This window comes from Floridaenema flaviceps BLCC-F50, from assembly GCF_041929275.2.
GTDB classification, from domain to species: Bacteria; Cyanobacteriota; Cyanobacteriia; order Cyanobacteriales; family Aerosakkonemataceae; genus Floridanema; species Floridanema flaviceps.
In genome coordinates this window covers 47,680-64,574 of sequence record NZ_JBHFNR020000001.1, presented here as the reverse complement: position 1 = coordinate 64,574, position 16,895 = coordinate 47,680, and the positions used below count along the sequence as shown (strand labels likewise).

The 16,895-nt window shown below is 44.1% G+C and carries 15 protein-coding genes; 4 read left to right on the top strand and 11 right to left on the bottom strand.

Features of this window, described 5'->3' with window-relative positions; genetic code table 11:
- Window positions 1-72: 72 nt before the first annotated feature.
- From glgB to ACE1CI_RS00240, 4 genes are all read right to left on the bottom strand, one after another.
- On the bottom strand, window positions 73-2,388 hold the full coding sequence (gene glgB, locus ACE1CI_RS00255) for a 1,4-alpha-glucan branching enzyme (protein ID WP_413264894.1): 2,316 nt from the start codon (window positions 2,386-2,388) through the stop codon (window positions 73-75).
- 307 nt (window positions 2,389-2,695) lie between these two features.
- Window positions 2,696-2,992, bottom strand: a complete 297-nt coding sequence (locus tag ACE1CI_RS00250; protein WP_459564067.1) for a glutathione S-transferase — start codon at window positions 2,990-2,992, stop codon at window positions 2,696-2,698.
- A gap of 155 nt (window positions 2,993-3,147) precedes the next feature.
- Window positions 3,148-3,813 (bottom strand): glutathione S-transferase family protein, encoded by a 666-nt coding sequence (locus ACE1CI_RS00245; protein ID WP_413267093.1) that lies wholly within the window; start codon window positions 3,811-3,813, stop codon window positions 3,148-3,150.
- 212 nt (window positions 3,814-4,025) lie between these two features.
- Window positions 4,026-4,238, bottom strand: coding sequence for a hypothetical protein (locus ACE1CI_RS00240; protein WP_496615163.1), 213 nt, complete (start codon window positions 4,236-4,238; stop codon window positions 4,026-4,028).
- A 277-nt stretch (window positions 4,239-4,515) separates the two neighbouring features.
- Between ACE1CI_RS00240 and ACE1CI_RS00235 the strand changes: the two genes are divergently transcribed.
- On the top strand, window positions 4,516-4,974 hold the full coding sequence (locus ACE1CI_RS00235) for a hypothetical protein (RefSeq protein ID WP_413267095.1): 459 nt from the start codon (window positions 4,516-4,518) through the stop codon (window positions 4,972-4,974).
- A gap of 31 nt (window positions 4,975-5,005) precedes the next feature.
- A complete protein-coding gene (locus ACE1CI_RS00230; RefSeq protein ID WP_496615162.1) occupies window positions 5,006-6,934 on the top strand; it encodes a penicillin-binding transpeptidase domain-containing protein in 1,929 nt (642 codons plus the stop codon).
- A gap of 15 nt (window positions 6,935-6,949) precedes the next feature.
- Here the strand turns inward: ACE1CI_RS00230 and ACE1CI_RS00225 are convergent, their stop codons facing one another.
- The 5 genes from ACE1CI_RS00225 to ACE1CI_RS00205 all read right to left on the bottom strand — a co-directional run bounded on the left by ACE1CI_RS00225 (window position 6,950) and on the right by ACE1CI_RS00205 (window position 11,362).
- A complete protein-coding gene (locus ACE1CI_RS00225; RefSeq protein ID WP_413267097.1) occupies window positions 6,950-7,342 on the bottom strand; it encodes a four helix bundle protein in 393 nt (130 codons plus the stop codon).
- 156 nt (window positions 7,343-7,498) lie between these two features.
- Window positions 7,499-9,568 (bottom strand): thioredoxin domain-containing protein, encoded by a 2,070-nt coding sequence (locus tag ACE1CI_RS00220; RefSeq protein ID WP_413267098.1) that lies wholly within the window; start codon window positions 9,566-9,568, stop codon window positions 7,499-7,501.
- A 50-nt stretch (window positions 9,569-9,618) separates the two neighbouring features.
- Complete coding sequence (locus ACE1CI_RS00215; RefSeq protein ID WP_413267099.1) at window positions 9,619-9,840, bottom strand: QAALIT motif small membrane protein; 222 nt, start codon at window positions 9,838-9,840, stop codon at window positions 9,619-9,621.
- Window positions 9,841-9,944: 104 nt separating this feature from the next.
- A complete protein-coding gene (cbiB, locus tag ACE1CI_RS00210; protein WP_413267100.1) occupies window positions 9,945-10,907 on the bottom strand; it encodes an adenosylcobinamide-phosphate synthase CbiB in 963 nt (320 codons plus the stop codon).
- Window positions 10,908-10,918: 11 nt separating this feature from the next.
- On the bottom strand, window positions 10,919-11,362 hold the full coding sequence (locus ACE1CI_RS00205; protein WP_413267107.1) for an RrF2 family transcriptional regulator: 444 nt from the start codon (window positions 11,360-11,362) through the stop codon (window positions 10,919-10,921).
- A 330-nt stretch (window positions 11,363-11,692) separates the two neighbouring features.
- Between ACE1CI_RS00205 and ACE1CI_RS00200 the strand changes: the two genes are divergently transcribed.
- Complete coding sequence (locus ACE1CI_RS00200; RefSeq protein WP_413267101.1) at window positions 11,693-12,091, top strand: AbrB family transcriptional regulator; 399 nt, start codon at window positions 11,693-11,695, stop codon at window positions 12,089-12,091.
- Between the two features lie 346 nt (window positions 12,092-12,437).
- Here the strand turns inward: ACE1CI_RS00200 and ACE1CI_RS00195 are convergent, their stop codons facing one another.
- Window positions 12,438-14,363 carry a chloride channel protein gene (locus ACE1CI_RS00195; RefSeq protein ID WP_413267102.1) on the bottom strand — a complete coding sequence of 642 codons (1,926 nt, stop codon included), beginning with the start codon at window positions 14,361-14,363 and terminating at the stop codon, window positions 12,438-12,440.
- Window positions 14,364-14,715: 352 nt separating this feature from the next.
- On the opposite strand from ACE1CI_RS00195, the gene ACE1CI_RS00190 reads away from it, so the two are divergent.
- Window positions 14,716-15,096 carry a hypothetical protein gene (locus ACE1CI_RS00190; protein WP_413267103.1) on the top strand — a complete coding sequence of 127 codons (381 nt, stop codon included), beginning with the start codon at window positions 14,716-14,718 and terminating at the stop codon, window positions 15,094-15,096.
- 120 nt (window positions 15,097-15,216) lie between these two features.
- Here ACE1CI_RS00190 and ACE1CI_RS00185 read toward each other — a convergent pair whose 3' ends face one another.
- Window positions 15,217-16,878 carry an ArnT family glycosyltransferase gene (locus ACE1CI_RS00185; protein ID WP_413267104.1) on the bottom strand — a complete coding sequence of 554 codons (1,662 nt, stop codon included), beginning with the start codon at window positions 16,876-16,878 and terminating at the stop codon, window positions 15,217-15,219.
- Between the last annotated feature and the right edge of the window lie 17 nt (window positions 16,879-16,895).

Genomic DNA, 16,895 nt, shown 5'->3' with positions numbered 1-16,895 from the left:
ATGCCGTGTCCCTACGTCGTAATCTTTCCCAACAGAACGACTAAAGTCGTCACAACGAACTAGCTTTACAGCTTAAGACAAGTGAGCATCCACATCCACAGCATCCTCTTCCTTAACCTCTGGCGGTTCCAACTTCAAAATCAACACACCCAAAGGCGGTAAACACAAATCCAGCGAATAAGGTTGATTATGGTATCCCCAATCATCAGACCACTTACCACCTAAATTCCCCATATTGCTACCACCATACTTCCGGGCATCACTATTGAACAACTCCTTATAAAAACCCGGTTGCGGCACACCTATGCGGTAATGACTATGAGGTTGTGGCGTAAAATTACACACCGCCACAACGAACTCCTCAGAATCCTTAGCACGACGCACAAACGAAATCACACTATGACGATTATCGCTGCAATCAATCCAGTAGAATCCCTCCTGACCGAAATCCTGAGTATATAAAGCAGGTTCGGTTTGATACAAATGATTCAACTCCGTCATAAACAACTTCAATTCTTTATGAGCGTCATATTGCAACAAATGCCACTCCAAATCCGACCAAACATTCCACTCACTCCACTGACCAAACTCCATACTCATAAACAGAGTCTTCTTACCAGGGTGAGCATACATATAAGCCAGCAGAGCCCGCACATTAGCGAACTTCTGCCACTCATCACCAGGCATCTTACCAATCAGCGGACTCTTACCATGCACCACCTCATCATGAGATAGCGCCAGCATAAAATTCTCGCTGTGGTGATACCAAATACTGAAAGTAACATTGTTTTGGTGGAACTGGCGGAACCAAGGGTCCATGTGGAAATAATCCAACATATCGTGCATCCAACCCATATTCCACTTCAAATTAAAGCCCAAACCGCCCACATAAGTAGGCCAAGAAACCATCGGCCAAGAAGTAGACTCCTCAGCAATAGAAAGAATACCAGGGAAATAACTAAAAATTACGTGGTTCATCTGGCGCAGAAAATCCGCACCCTCAATATTTTCGCAACCACCATACTGATTAGCCACCCATTCCCCATCAGGACGACAGTAATTCCAATAAATCATCGAAGCCACCGCATCCACCCGAATACCATCAATGTGGTACTTATCGAACCAAAACAGCGCATTCGCAACTAAGAAATTCCGCACCTCGTTGCGAGCATAATTGAACACCAAAGTTCCCCAACCCTTGTGTTCGCCCTTCCGGGGGTCCTCGTGTTCGTACAAATGCGTACCATCAAAGAAAGCCAAACCATGACCATCCTTGGGGAAATGTCCCGGCACCCAGTCCACAATTACGCCAATACCGTTTTCATGGCACTTATCCACAAAATACATGAAATCTTCCGGCTTACCAAAGCGAGAAGTCGGCGCATAAAACCCAGTCACCTGATAACCCCAAGAACCATCAAACGGGTGTTCTGCTATAGGCAACAATTCAATGTGAGTAAAGCCTAATTCCTTAACATAAGGAATCAAGTAATCTGCCAACTCCCGATAAGTCAGGAACCGCGCCCCCGGTCTAAGTTCGGAAGTAATAACTACAGGTTCAGTTTCCCCATTAGGTAATTTGGCAGGTTCAGCCGAAGAAGCGTGTAACCAAGAACCCAAATGACATTCATAAACCGCAATTGGTTTAGTCAAAGGCTCAGTGTAACGCCGCTTCTCCATCCATTCTTCGTCGTTCCAAGTGTAGGTACTTAAATCGGTAACAATTGAAGCGGTTTTTGGTCGAACTTCCTGTTGATAGCCGTAAGGGTCGCTTTTCTCGTAAATGTGACCCGCATGATTTTTAATCTCAAACTTGTAATGCTCTCCCACACCAATTCCGGGGATAAACAGTTCCCAAATCCCATTTACCCGCCTTGCCATCTGATGTTTGCGCCCATCCCACCAGTTGAAATCACCTAATATAGAAACATTTCGCGCATTCGGTGCCCAAACCGCAAAATACACACCTTTTACCCCGTTGACTTCGGTTAGGTGTGCGCCTAACTTTTCATAAATTCGGTGATGATTTCCTTCCCCAAACAGATGAATATCAAACTCCGTGAGATGGGGAGAACGAAAAGCGTAAGGGTCATAGATAACCCTCTGATGTTCGCCTTCTTTGACGTGCAACTGATAGTTTGCTAGTTCTGTGACATCATCAAGGACACATTCAAAGAAGTGGGGATTATGTACAGGCTGCATCTGATATTCTTTCCGTTGTTCCGGTAGAATTACCCAGGCTGCATCTGCATTGGGCAAGTAGCTTCGCACCACCCAGACGGTTTTGCCATTCTGTTCTATCGTATGAGGCCCTAGTACTTCATAAGGGTCGTGATGCTGATTCCAAACAATTCTGTCAATCTGCTCTGGGGCAATGGTTATGGACATGAGGCTACCTTACCTAAATATCGACTTAACTAAGTTGGTTTGAACAGGAGAGTCGTCTAGAAATAGTTTATATTTAATACATTTTTTTACACACTTTTAGCAAGAACGACCAGTGGGGATGGTTGTCATGGCTATTATTTGGCAAGGCAGAGGGGCACAGGGGCACAGGGGCACAGGGGCACAGGGGCACAGGGGCACAGGGGCACAGGGGCACAGGGGCACAGGGGCACAGGGGCACAGGGGCACAGGGGCACAGGGGAAAAGGTTCTCTTTTTCCTCTTGTTCGGGTTAGAATTTCAGTCTGCTATTAAAAATCTAAAAACGGTAGGATTAGACGGATTTGCGATCGCAAACGCAGCAGAAAAATCAAATGCTTAATATCACGGCTCACCATTGGTTCTGGAGGGGAATCTAATTGCAGTGACGCTTGTAATTCAGCGTACTGGGCTGCACTCAAAAGTTTACCATCGATCGGCGATCGCGCCTCCGTAATAATTTCCGTCCGCAAAATCTCTTCCGGCATATCCTCCGGCGGCGGCAGGGCTTGCACAACCCTCGGAAAACACCCAACCCACAAAGGCACAGCAAAACCCAAAATCCCCATCTTCCCCAATCTATAAAACATTCCCTAATTACCTATTACCTACATAACTTTAGATTTTCTATTTTGCCCCCCTGCCCCTCTGCCCCTCTGCCCCTCTGCCCCTCTGCCCCTCTGCCCCCCTGCCCCTCTGCCCCCCTGCCCCTCTGCCCCCCTGCCTAAACCAACCCCGGTGGCAATGGCTCTCGACAAATTTCGTGAATTTCTTTTATCCTGGCAAATAACCAAGGATACTCCTGTCGATATTCAGGAATTAAAGCCAAAGGACTCAACAAGGCAGCAGCAGCTATATCTGCTACACTCAAACTTTCTCCTACTAAATAGGGTTGCTCTTGCCAAGGTTTTAATACTTCCAATGCCAGCTTGATTCGCTGTTTCGCCAGATTTACCGTAGCTGCATTAATCTGATACTGACGACGCACTACCTGAATTAAAAGTTGGCTAAACCAAGAAGGATCAATTTGCTTTCCAACTCCGGCTCGAAAATCATAATAAATAAATCTAGTGGCAGTACCAATACTTTCATCTAACCAATCTTCTAACATCCAAGCTGCTGTTTGCTGCTCTGGTTTTGGTAATAAACTTGGTTCAGGTTGGTAGGATTCCAAAAACTTGAATATTTCGGTAGAATCTGCGATCGCATCCGGTAAACCCGACACTTGCGGTAACAGCACTGGTACAGTAGTTAAACCTGTCATTGGTTTTAACTTTATTCTATGCAATCCCGGCGTTAAATTCTCTACTTCGTAGCTAATTCCTTTATATCCCAATGCTAAACGCGCCTTGCGACAGTAGTGGGAAGTACTAAATTGTAGTAATAGCATTCAGCTAACAGCTAGTTCAATTGCTAAACCAAAAATTGGTCAAGGGTAAAGGTTTTTTCTGCCTTTTCCCAAGTCCTTGTTGCCAAAAAACTCTTTGAAAAAGGCAGAACTCCTTCAGATGAGATAATTTTTCGCTTTATGGGGCGAAGAATTATTATCCTCAAAAATATAGATGCTTAGCTAGCGAAAGCTAATAAAGAGTTGGCAATTCCTTAAGGCTTTGGAGGTGTTGCTGGTTTGCTTGGAGTAGCTGCGGGTGTGCTTGCGGCTGGAGGTGTGGTTGCGGCTGGAGGTGTGGTTGCGGCTGGAGGTTTTGCTGGTGTGGTTGCGGCTGGGGGTGTTGTTTCTTGTGCTTGCTCACCACAGGCTGCTAAGGTAAAAGCTAAGCCAAGTCCGAAAACTACAGACCAAATTTTTTTATTCATACACTCCTCGTGAGTTAATTAGTGCAGATTAGATTACCTGCTAGATCATGATAATAACATTGACAGTTTAGCCGTCAAGCTGATGCTGTTACGTCCGATTCTTGCTGCAAAGTTTCTCAGCTAGGCTAGCGCAAAAAGTAAAATCTGCTTTTTTTCGCTTAGCTTAGACCGCGCAATATTATAACACAGTCAAATCAGTTATAGCTAAAAATGGATATCTGTGAAGTTAATTTAGCTATGTATGATTGATTTTAGATAAATAACTTGGAGAACTCTGATGTCATTTGCGCCTAAATCTAAAAGTGCTTCCCAAAGTAAAATTTCATACCCAAGGCTGGCAAAATCGAAAATTAGTCATCTGTCGCCAACAGCACCAATTTGGGTGCAATGGTTAAACACATCTCAGAGATACACATCAGCGATCGCCTTGATCTTAATCAGTGCTACACTCTCATCTTATGCTGCCATAGTCTACTCGCAACAACAGTGGAATCAGGAATACCAAAAACTGCAATCCTTACAAAGAAAAGAACGTGAACTAACTACAGCCATTGAAGAAAGAAAGAATCAACTAGCAGAAACAGCCGAAACCCAAAATCAAGGACTAATACCACCAACCCCAGAAAATAACCTATTCTTAGAAGCAGCCCCCCAAAGACCAGCCACTAAAAGTCCTCGTAGTTCTGTAAAATCAGCACCTACTCCCACAACTGGGCCAACTCCACTAGGGTACTAAGCAGCGACAAATTGTAATTCTAAAATCTATTATGGCTAAATCTCATCCTCCCTCCTTTTCAAATATGAAGCGACTTGGGGCTAATTATTTGCCAAGTGTAATTAAAAACCCAAAAGAAATCCGCTTAGTAATTGTGTGGATAATTTTGCTTTTGGGAGGTTTAGGATTGTGCTGGAATTTGTTTCGGTTGCAACTTATCCAAGGGAGATTTTTAGAACGTTACGCCAAGCAGCAGCAAGAAATCACCCTTCGTCCCTTTGTACCCAGGCGTTCCATAGTCGATCGCAACAATAACGTATTAGCAGTCGATCGTCCAGTCTACACCCTCTACGCCCACCCGAAAATCTTCCGCAGACAAACAAAAGAAGAAATTGCCAACCAACTAGCCCCCCTAATTGGACTATCAACAGCCGAACTTCTGAGCAAATTTAACAGCGCCCCTAGCGGCATTCGGGTTAAGGACAAAATAGTACAAGAAGTAGCCGATAAAATCACCGCCATGAGGCAAGACGGCTTAGAACTAATTCAAAACTACTCCCGCCTTTATCCCACAAAAGAAACCGCAGCCGATATCGTCGGATACGTTGATGACAATCATAAAGGACAAGCAGGTTTAGAATACAGCCGAGAAACCTTACTAGAACGTTCCTTAAAAGTACTCAGATTAAATCGGGCTGGCAATGGTGCCGTGATGCCAGACTATGCCCCACAAGGCTTATTTAACGCCGATGATAGCCGTGTGAGGCTGACAATAGACGTGCGCCTGCAACGCGCCGCCCGTATTGCTTTGAAAACCAAAATGGCCGAATTCAAAGCCAAACGAGGTACTGTAATTGTCATGGATGCGCGGGATGGTTCCTTACTGGCATTAGTTGCCGAACCTACCTACAATCCCAACGAAGTTTATAAGTATAACGATACATCTGTGTTCAAAAACTGGGCACTAACAGACCTTTATGAACCAGGTTCCACCTTCAAACCTATCAATGTCGCCATTGCCTTAGAAAATAAATCAATTCAACCCAACAGCGTTTTCTCAGATGGGGGCGCGATTAAAGTTAGTAACAAAGTGATTAGAAATGCTCATGGCGGAGGACATGGCAGAATCAACGTCACTAAAATTATCCAAGTTTCCAGCAACGTCGGCATGGTACAAATCATGCAAACCCTCCAGCCCAAAGTTTACTATAACTGGTTAAAACGTTTAGGAGTAGGATCGGCTCTCTTAAGTGACCTTCCCTTTAGAGCCAATAGCAAACTCAAGCCAGAGCGCATTTTTACTGGCTTACCCATTGAACCTGCTACTGCTGCTTTTGGTCAAGGTTTCTCCATCACTCCGCTGCACTTAGTCCGAATGACAGCTACCCTAGCTAACGGCGGCAAACTAGTCACTCCTCATGTAGTTCAAGGTTTATATAACTCCAAAAACGAACTTACCTGGCAACCTACATTACCCCCACCTAAAACTGTCTTCTCTCCAAAAACTGCCGAAATAGTTGCAGAAATGATGGAAAGCGTAGTCACAAAAGGTACTGGTAAAGCCGCCCAGATTCCCGGTTATAGAATAGGTGGTAAAACAGGTACAGCCCAAAAAGCCAGCCCCAAAGGTGGTTACAGCGATGCGAAAGTTACCAGTTTTGTGGCTATTTTGCCTTTAGAATCTCCCCGTTACGTAGTCGCGGCGGTAGTAGATGAACCAAAAGGGGGTTCTGGTGGTGCTGTAGCTGCGCCAGTGGTGAAATTAGTCATGCAATCTTTAATTAATATCGAAAGAATCCCTCCCACTAATCCCAAGGTTTTGGAAGCATCTTCGTCAGAGGAGCAGGGGAGCAGGGGAGCAGAGGGGCAGAGGGGCAGAGGAGCAGAGGGGCAGAGGGGCAGAGGGGCAGAGGAGCAGAGGGGCAGAGGGGCAGAGGAGCAGAGGGGCAGAGGGGCAGAGGGGATGCCAGAGAATGATTGAATTTCCGCTCTCTGGTTATTCGCGTCGCATTAGCCAGGGAGAAGGGTTGATAATCATATTGACTAACATACCGAGAATTTTATTGTAATTTCGATATAGCTCTCTTCCCTGTTCAACTTCTAGATAGTTAGATTTGACGGCAAACTCTATCCAGCTTTGAGTTTCTGCTGCTTCTGCTTCGGAGTCGCTTAACTTAGCCACAAATGCTGCTTGATAACGACGCTTACGCCATGCTTCAGCTAAGTTAGCACATACAGAGCGTGAAGAACGACGAATTTGATCTGTGAGTGAGAAACGTTCCTCGACAGGGAATTTCTTACTCAATTCAAAAATTTGCATCGCCACCTCAAATGCCAACTGATACACTTCCAAATCTCGGTGACTCTGGATAGGCTTCTTTTGATTCATTTGAAACTGCTAAAAATTACTTTCTCCGTATGATAGTACAATATCATTCCTCCTCTGCCTCTCTGCCTCTCTGCCCCTCTGCCCCTCTGCCCCTCTGCCCCCTGCCTCTCTGCCCCTCTGCCCCTCTGCTCCCCTGCTCCCCTGCGCCAAGAGCCTCTACCCTCTACTTAGACTCTCCTGTATTCTCTGCCACAAGTGTTCGTGATTTTTGGAGGGTTCTGTGCAACTTAGTCCTTGGCACACTAAGCCAACGGTTCCGGGTGGTAGTTCGTCGGTCAAAATTGTGACTGCGGTGGGGAGATATTGTTGTTTGAGGAATTTTAGTTCTTCGTTATTAGTACGAATTAAGGTGTGGTTACGATACCAGTCTAGGGCGGTGAATAGGCTGGGGCAAGCTGAGGGGGATTTGTTCATGATTTCGCTGAAGGCTTGGAGGGCAAGTTCTGCTCGATCGAGATATGTTAAATCTTCTGTTAAAAGGGCTAATCTGACTAAGTTGGCGATCGCAATTCCATTAGCAGAAGGAGTAGCATTATCGATATAACTCCTCTCTCTTACTAGCAAATTATCACTAGCATCACTGGCAGTATTAAAATATCCTCCTAATTCCACACTCCACAAGAATTCATCGAATTCTGTTTGCACTTGTTGCGCTTTTTCTAACCAAAATTGCGCGTTTTCTTGCTCAATTCCTAATGTTGCTTGATGTAAATCTAACAGTGCTTTAATGAAGAAAGCATAATCCTCAGACTGTGCGGAAACTGCTACTTCACCTTCATAGTTGACTCGAAAGAAACGGTCTTTTACCCACTGATTTTCTAAAATAAATTTAGCCGCTTGCACTGCTGGGGCTAAATAAGAGGGTTCTGCAAACACAGCCGCAGCCCTAGCTAAACCAGAAATCATTAAACTATTCCAAGCCACAATCATTTTCGTATCTGTGACTGGAGGAATTCTTCCGGGCCATTTTTTCGTTCTTGCTTCTTGGTTGTTTCGGGCGGGGGGAAAAGTTTTTACTTTGTCGGGTGTAGCGCCATAACGAACAGCAAATAATTTGGTAAAAGCTGATTCTAAAGTATTAGTTAAAGGACTAGGATCGCGCTTTTGTAAAACGTTGGTTCCCTCGAAATTTCCTTCGTTTGTAACGGTAAAATATTTTTGAATTTCGGTTAATTCTTCTGGAGTTAACAATTTTTGTAATTCTAAGTAACTCCAGACATAAAAGTTACCTTCTTCTGGTTCTAAGTCTTCAGGGTCGGCAAAATTATCAGCGTCTTGGGCGGCCCAGAAATAACCTTCTTTTGCAGTCATTTCTCTAGTTAGCCATTGTACTGTGAGTGCGATCGCTCTTTCAAAAACAACCTCTTTCACTCCCAAAGCATACAAGTTCGCTAAATACTCCACAATTTGACCATTATCGTAAAGCATCTTCTCAAAGTGCGGCACCGTCCAAGTCCCGTCAACGGTGTAGCGATGAAAACCACCAGCGACATGATCGAAAATGCCTCCCAATGCTAAATCTAAACCGCGTTTAGTGCAGAGTTGTTTTACCGGATATTTGCTAGCTAGATTAAACCTGGTACTCCGCAAAGCTACATCTGCGTAGGGAATCATCGGAAAATTAGGCCCTGAACCACTATGACTCAGAACACCTGTATTTGTTTCTAAACCTTTACCTAGTAAGGCTGTACCGATTTCTACTTCAGCAGAAGATACCATACTGGCTGATTGCTGCAAATAACCCAGGATTTCTGAGGTTACAGAGTCAACTTTAGCTTTTTCCGTGTCATAATGACGGCGAATCGCTTGCAGAACTTGCAAAAATCCCGGTCTTCCATAGCGAGGTTCTACAGGGAAATAAGTGCCACCATAAAAAGGTGCCAAAGTATGGGGGTCTAAAAATACATTTAAAGGCCAACCGCCTTGCCCTGTCATCATCTGTAGACCTTGCATATAGATGCTATCTAGATCGGGTCTTTCTTCGCGATCGACTTTAATGGCGATAAAATTAGCATTCATATACTCGGCAATAGTCAGGTCAGAAAATGCTTCGCCTTCCATGACGGTACACCAGTGGCAGCTAGAGTAACCAATGGAGAGGAAAATGGGTTTATTTTCTTGACGGGCGATAGCACAAGCTTCTTCAGACCAAGGCCACCAGTTTATCGGATTTTCGGCGTGTTTGCGAAGGTAGAGGCTGGGAGATTGGGCAAGGCGATTAGTCATGGCTGCTTGCTTCCTGCGTTGTTTAGCTTCTCTTGAAGTTTAGCGTGCAGTTAATCAATGCGATTATCAAATTCTTTGGTAAAGCGTTGGCGTAGCCTGCCGTTAGGCTTATCGCTAAAACGATCCAACCAGTGATAAAGCAAAGTTATGGAAGTTTTACTAGCCGGGGATACTCTTGCTGAAGTAATGTCAGGGAAATTCGGCGAACTTGTTGAGGCTAGCACTTTAATTATTATTGTCAGAATTACGGCTTGCAAAAATCTTTTCGGCATCACTCACTCCTGTTTGGCTGTGGGAAATCCCTGAAAACGGGTATTTCCAGTGGAGATTTTACTCAGCTGATAAGAGTACAGACAAGGAACAAGTTGTATTGTTCCTAAAACCGAGTCAAAATAACTAAGGCGATCGCTAACCAAATCAAGAAGCAATATCGAGTGAGTAATGTTGCTTGTTTAATTTTCTGGGCAGTAATCGGGTTAATTTGATCTCCTAATAAAGGTTTTTGTTTGGCAACGCCACGATACCAATTAGTACCTCCTAACTGTACACCGAGCACAGCAGCATAAGCACATTCACTCCAGCCAGAATTAGGACTAGAATCTTTTACGGCATCCCTCCGACAGATTTGCCAAATATACAAAGGTTTACCAGATAAAATTGCTAAGGTAATGACTAACAATCGGCAGGGTAGCCAAGTCAGAATGTCTTCTAGTTTGGCACTAAACCATCCTATATATATATAAGGATATTCTCGATAACCTACCATTGAATCGAGAGTACTGGCAGCTTTATAAGCTAGTGCTAAAGGAACGCTTCCCACTCCAGGTAAAAAAGCACCTAAAATAGCATAAAACAGCGGTGCCATGACTCCATCGGTGGCATTTTCGGTGACTGTTTCTAAAACCGCCCGCAAAATTTCTGTTTCGGTTAATTGCTCGGTGTCTCTTCCAACATATCGACTTAAAATAGAACGAGTCGCGGCGATGTCTTTTTCGTTAAGTGATTGTAATACTTCTTCCCCAGCTGTTCTTAAGCTACGTCCGGCAAAACAACTTGCTAGGAGAATACTTGCTATTATAATTCCTAATAAAGGATGTAAGCTTTGGGCAGCTTGTCCGATTAACCAACCGCTGCTCCCGCTGATAGTTACTAGTCCGATCGCTAATACTATACCAGCGCTTCGTTGTGCTTGCGGATGGGGGAAATATTTCGTAGTAAATGTTTGAAAATTATGGATCATCCAACCCATGAGTCGCACTGGATGAGGCCATCCCCAAGGATCTCCTATTAGATAGTCTAATGTAGCTGCGATCGCTAGAATTACTTGATTATTGCTCAACTGACTAATGACTAAACAACAAAACTTGTTTCTTCCCCTAATGCTGCTTGCCAACTTCGGGCATCATAGTATAAGTCTTCTAAGGTCACGCTGTACAGTGCTTCTTTTAATTTTTGATGCAACCGTCGCCAGATAGCAAACGTTACCCAATCTTCAGCTATTTTGGCATCGGGAGTGTGGCGGGGTAGCGGTTCAATTGTTTCGCCAACAGCTTCTAAAATTTGTCCTAATGAAATTTTATCGGGGGAATTAGCTAATTTATATCCTCCTTGAGATCCGCGTACTGATTCTACTATCCCTGCCCGCCGCATTTCTATAAGTAATTTTTCTAAATATGGGGCTGGGATTTCTTGACGTTTAGCGATCGCTTTGACAGAAGTCGGCCCATATCCAGGCTTTTGACTTAAATCTAACAGCGCCTTTACACTGTAATGTCCTTTAGTAGTCAGCTTCATCTTTACTTTACAATCTCGAAAATTTTGGGCTTTCTTTCTTTGGGTAATTTCCTTCAACAACCACCCGCCATAAGATAGATGTAGGTACTTAGATCGATCGCCAGTCATTATCTATCTAGTTTCCCTTACCCTCCCCTACAAGAGTCAGCTGATTAATAAGAGAGCAAAATATCATCAATATTTACCTTTACTATCTTGAACAATTTACAGCTAACGATATAAGATAGATTTGTGAGTTGATAAAAAGCTATCGCTTCATAAGCATAGCAAAACACAACTCAGGATCGGATACTATAAACTAGTTGAAGCAATTCTTTTTGAGTCAAGTTAATGAATAAAAGCAAAAAGATCGAACCCCTAGTGGGAGAAGCTCTGTTAAAGAAAGTCAAAGAGCTAGACAACCTAACCAAAGAAGAAAAGGCGAAAGCCTGTGGCTACTACACTGTTACCAAAAATGGTGTAGAGCGTGTCAACATGATGAAATTCTTGAATGCTCTGATTGATGCCGAAGGCGTTCAGTTAGACAGCAAACAAGGTGGAAATGGTCGTGGTGGACGCAGTGCTAGCTATCGGATTAGCGTCCAATCAAACGGTAACTTATTAATTGGTTCAGCTTACACATCACAGATGGGTTTGCAGCCAGGAGATGAGTTTGAAATTTCTTTGGGACGTAAGCACATTCGGTTACGCCAAATTGATAGTGAGGGTAATCCCGCCCAAGAGGAATAATTTGCCCTGCGTAGCTAGATTGTGAATTGGGACTGCAACGCCACAACCTACAAAAATATTGGCCCAAGAGAGCTTAAATATTCCCAAGTTAACTGACCGAGAACAACTTAAACTGCATCCTGAAATAAAACCAAGAGAATAGTTGCAACAGAAGTGCGATCTTACATCAACAAATTCTCATCAAAATAGAGTGTGAAGCAAGCATTGATCGGGAAAAACTTTACTCAATGCGGTTGCTTTTCCACAAAAAAGACCGGGAACTCGCTTCTAGCTGCCAGCCTGAGCAAAACTTCCCGATCGACAAAGGATACCTTCTTTGATTGTAATGATGCAGGGTTTAAAGTGTTCAAACGGTTTGTTTAGCTTTGGAAACAGGCAACTCTTGAGCCAACATGGGCAAGTAACGATTAATGGCTTGATGAGTAACTGCCACAGTACAAGCCAAATTAATCCCTTCCTGTTCCAATAAACCTAAAACTTGCAGAGGATGATCTCGCGCCACTACTGGTAGCTGATGTAAACCACGCGCCGCCATGCGGGATAGGGCATCAGCTAGAGATTCATCTTCGTAAGCGTAGAGTATCTCTCTGGTGCAAATATCAGCCAGTGTTTGGTCAAGGATATTATAACCAGAGGGAGTGGTTTCTGCGCGTGCGATCGCTCGATTAATATCTTGCAGAGTAATTAACCCAATTAACTGCTTGTGTTCATCAACCACCAAAGCAGTGTGACACTGATGATTAGTTAAAGAAACACCAGCCTCTAAAACTGGTAGAGAATCAACAAGTAACAACTTAGGTGGCTGCATAGCCGCCGAAACAGGCATTTGTTTTAAGACCTCAACATTCTGGTCTTTACTCAAATTTACACCCATCTGCTGAAGATTCAAAGCCTGAGTCGCCCTTGGTTTAAGTAAATCCACCAACCACACACTCAAACCCACAGCAGCCATCAAAGGCAAAACAATCCGATAATCTCGTGTTAACTCAAACAGTAACAGAATCGCCGTCAGTGGCGCACGCACACTCCCAGCCAAAACCGCCGCCATACCCACCATTGCATAAGCAGGTGGTCCTGCCATACTAGCACTCATTCCCGGCAACAAAATAGCCAGAGTTTTCCCATAAGCAGCGCCTAAAGATGAACCCAAAAACATCGCGGGCGCAAACACACCACCAACCAAACCGCTACCCACACTCAAAGCAGTCATTACCAGTTTCACCACCAGTAACACCACCAACAACTGAAGGGGAAACTCCACATCTTGCAGCATCGCTTCCACAGTTTCATAGCCAATACCCAAAATTTGCGGCCATTTTAGGGCGACTAACCCAACACATAACCCACCAATTACTGGATGAACAAAGCGGGGAATTTTACCCAACCAAGTAAAGCCTTTCACTTGCCCCTTAAAGCAACGTCCAGCAGTTTGAATTGCTTGGGTGTAAGTCAGAGATACTAAACTAGCCAGTAAACCCAAACCAATGTATAAAGGCAACTCTAAAGGACTGCGAACCTCATAAACAGGCAAACTAAAAGCAGGTTGTGCCCCCAAACCAATTTGGGCAATTAAAGCCGAAACTACAGCCGCTAACAACACCACGCTAACCGCCGAAGTCGCAAAAGTAGTTCCTAACACCACTTCCAAGGCAAAAAACACCCCAGCAATCGGCGCATTAAACCCAGCCGCTAAACCAGCCGCTGCCCCTGCGCCCAAAAGTAACCGATGTCGTTCTTGAGAGACTTGCAGGACTTGACCGAGTAACATTCCGAAATTTGCGCCAATTTCGACGCTTGGCCCTTCGGGGCCTAAAGAAGCCCCAGTTCCCAAAGATACGGAAGCGGCGACCATTTTAGTCACTGGTCTGAGTTGGCGGGACATATCATTTAAGGAACCCTGAGTAGCCGCAATCATCGAAGAAATGCTCGGGCCTAAATCTTGCCAACGCCAACGCATTAAACCAACTATTAAACCACCAAGGGTAGGAACACAAGCTAAAGTCCAAGCCCCCCAACGAGAGATTAGCCCCATAAAATGCTCTAGGGCGAGGCTGTGGATAAGTTCAATTAAATAGTGAAATGTGACTATTCCCATGCCAGTTCCACCACCGATGAGTACAGCTAGAAGCATGACTACTGTTTCTGGTGATGGCTGGAGACGATTGAGAAGTCTGGTGAATGGGGGAGAGGAGTGAGTTGTACGATCGGAATTTCCCGTATCTGACAAAGGTGGTTGATTTAACCGTAAATCAACGGGGGGAATGGGAGTCATTATATATGAAGGTGAGTATATAAAGTAATTAGAGAAAGCTAAAATTTTTTCACAGGCTTCTCATATAAATTTTAACGATAAGGAAGGCTAAAAGTTTGCTTTTTTGCTAGTCAATCTGGGTAGACTAGTATTGGGAACTATATGCAAATTTGTCCTTGAATAAATTTATCTTTAACTTGCCTTGGTTACTGGAAATGTGAAATGTTTAGTAGAGATGGGTCTTGCTCAAAGTCATCTTCTGATAGCACTAGCTGATCGAAGTGACCAATCTAGGCTGGGCGCTATGCGTGACAGCAGGTTTAGTAAATTGCACTGAAAAAAGGCACAACCTGTGGAAAAGTAGGAAATTCTGATGAATGCTCACACTTTTGATGGCAATTCTGTTACTTGCCCGATTTGTTATCGTTCTCAGGGAAGGAAGCTGAGTAACGTAGGTAGTGGACTCTATATGTGTCCCCTTTGTCATGAACGCTTTGTGATTAGTCAAAGCGGTCATTATGTAAGAGATCCCCAATCAATTAAGAGACACCGAACTGATGGGCAAAAGCTGCGTCGCCAAAGTCGTCCTTTAGCACGAATGCGTCGTGACTTTCGCATTGCCAAACCAATTTCTTTAATTGCTATTGTATGCAGCGCTATTTTTTTAGGCTATACTATGGCAACTTTAGATGAAAAACCTTCCCAAAAAAATCCTATTGAGCAATTTATGGATTGGGTTACGAAACCTAATTAATTGATTTTTATTGACATTCGCCGCCGGGGGGTTCGGGGGGTTCGGGGGGCAAGAGAACTTCTTAACTCAAAACTCTCTAACTCAAGACTCAAAAGTTTTCGGGTCCCCAAAACTAGTTGTTTAGTAATATTTGTCTTTGGTGATTAAGACCCAGCTAGCTTCAGGTTCAGAAGTATTTGTTTTCACTTGACCAATGATTTTCACGGGTTCTAGGTTAAGTTTTTTGGGAAAATATGACCTGAGTAGGAAGTAGGGTGAGGGTTGTTCTTGCCAAATTTTTTTCAGGTCGTCAACAGTGGTGGGAATGACTTGGTGTTCGCTGTAAAAATCTAAGGAAGGGCGAAAAGCTGGGTGGGATGTGTAAATTTTCTGAGTTGGAGGTAGGTGACTTTGTTGAATCATTTGCGCCACTGGTTTTACTGGGTATTGTTCCGCTAGTTCCCATACCCAATTATCAGAATTCATGAGGAGGAATAGGGAGAGATAACTGCCCCAAAACAAAATGATGATGAATTGCAGGTCGCGTTTCAGCATTAATACAATGGCGATCGTCATTGTTAATGCTATTGCAGTCAAGGTTAATACTAAATCTGTTTCTAATTGAGGTGCGAATCTGGCAAAATAAATGCAGCCTGCCCAAGAACCAATAACTAAGATGGTTAACATGGTAAACCAAGACCGGGGGAAGGTTTTGCTGCTAGGCCAATTCCAAAGTTCTGCTAATTGTGCGCCGATTAAGAGTGCTAATGCTGGGTAAATTGGTAGGACATACCAGGGCAGTTTGGTGGTCATAATGGAGATGATAAATAAGTAAAGACCACTCCAAGTAAGCATTAATTTCGCCCAACTAAGGTTGCGATTTTCCCAAGCTAAAATTAAGCTGTTTGGTAGAAATATTAACCAAGGCCAATTGTATTTGAGTATTTCTAAGATGTAGTACCAAGGTGGGCCGGAATTGTTATCAACTCGATCCCATATACGTTTGAGGGATTGGTTTAAAATGCCTTGGTTGATGAACATTTGAACGTAGGCTGGGTCGTGATGTAGTAGTTGGGCTGCATACCAAAAGGTGGCGGGTAAACTGCCGATGATGATGCCACTCCAGAAGTAAATTGATGTGAGTAATCGGGGGGTGTCCCAGGCTATGAATGCTAGTGCGATCGCTCCTAATAATATACTTAAAACCCCTTTAGTTAAAGCAATCAATCCTAACCCTATCCCCACACCTAAGCAATAACGTAAGTCGCGACGACAGCGCAATAAACACCAAATTGTCAACAGAAAAAAGCACAATATCGCCCCGTCTAACATCGCTAAACGTCCATGTCGCACTACTGGTAATAATGTGAGGTAAACTAAGGCGCTAAAAATTGCCCATAGCCTTCTTGTGAAGATTTCTCGCCCCACGCCGTAGAGTAGTGGTACAGAAAGGGCTGTTAAGATTGCTCCGGGTAAGCGCGTTGTCCACTCATTAATCGTTCCCCCAATTGAATATGTGCTGGCGATGAGAAGATGAACTAAGGGCGGTTTGTTGATGTAAGCTTCTCCCGCTAAGGTGGGATAAAGCCAGCGTAACGATCCGGGGGGTGCGTTGTATATTTCACGCGCAACTTGGGCGACTATTCCTTCGTCCCAGTCTCGTAAAGGCAGACCACCTAGATTGGCTAGATAAAGAGTTAATGCTGCTATTAGCAAACCGATGACCCACAAGCGGTCTAGCAAGATTTCGGTACGATACATTTGGCTTTTTCGCTGACGCAGCTGAAACAGTTTCCGGTACATGGTGGCCTAACTCACGA

What these genes read in the sequence shown, in the direction of transcription:
- glgB (WP_413264894.1), bottom strand. Translation starts at nt 2,388, where the DNA reads ATGTCCATAACCATTGCCCCAGAGCAGATTGACAGAATTGTTTGGAAT.
- ACE1CI_RS00250 (WP_459564067.1), bottom strand. Translation starts at nt 2,992, where the DNA reads ATGGGGATTTTGGGTTTTGCTGTGCCTTTGTGGGTTGGGTGTTTTCCG.
- ACE1CI_RS00245 (WP_413267093.1), bottom strand. Translation starts at nt 3,813, where the DNA reads ATGCTATTACTACAATTTAGTACTTCCCACTACTGTCGCAAGGCGCGT.
- ACE1CI_RS00240 (WP_496615163.1), bottom strand. Translation starts at nt 4,238, where the DNA reads ATGAATAAAAAAATTTGGTCTGTAGTTTTCGGACTTGGCTTAGCTTTT.
- ACE1CI_RS00235 (WP_413267095.1), top strand. Translation starts at nt 4,516, where the DNA reads ATGTCATTTGCGCCTAAATCTAAAAGTGCTTCCCAAAGTAAAATTTCA.
- ACE1CI_RS00230 (WP_496615162.1), top strand. Translation starts at nt 5,006, where the DNA reads ATGGCTAAATCTCATCCTCCCTCCTTTTCAAATATGAAGCGACTTGGG.
- ACE1CI_RS00225 (WP_413267097.1), bottom strand. Translation starts at nt 7,342, where the DNA reads ATGAATCAAAAGAAGCCTATCCAGAGTCACCGAGATTTGGAAGTGTAT.
- ACE1CI_RS00220 (WP_413267098.1), bottom strand. Translation starts at nt 9,568, where the DNA reads ATGACTAATCGCCTTGCCCAATCTCCCAGCCTCTACCTTCGCAAACAC.
- ACE1CI_RS00215 (WP_413267099.1), bottom strand. Translation starts at nt 9,840, where the DNA reads ATGCCGAAAAGATTTTTGCAAGCCGTAATTCTGACAATAATAATTAAA.
- ACE1CI_RS00205 (WP_413267107.1), bottom strand. Translation starts at nt 11,362, where the DNA reads ATGAAGCTGACTACTAAAGGACATTACAGTGTAAAGGCGCTGTTAGAT.
- ACE1CI_RS00200 (WP_413267101.1), top strand. Translation starts at nt 11,693, where the DNA reads ATGAATAAAAGCAAAAAGATCGAACCCCTAGTGGGAGAAGCTCTGTTA.
- ACE1CI_RS00195 (WP_413267102.1), bottom strand. Translation starts at nt 14,363, where the DNA reads ATGACTCCCATTCCCCCCGTTGATTTACGGTTAAATCAACCACCTTTG.
- ACE1CI_RS00190 (WP_413267103.1), top strand. Translation starts at nt 14,716, where the DNA reads ATGAATGCTCACACTTTTGATGGCAATTCTGTTACTTGCCCGATTTGT.
- ACE1CI_RS00185 (WP_413267104.1), bottom strand. Translation starts at nt 16,878, where the DNA reads ATGTACCGGAAACTGTTTCAGCTGCGTCAGCGAAAAAGCCAAATGTAT.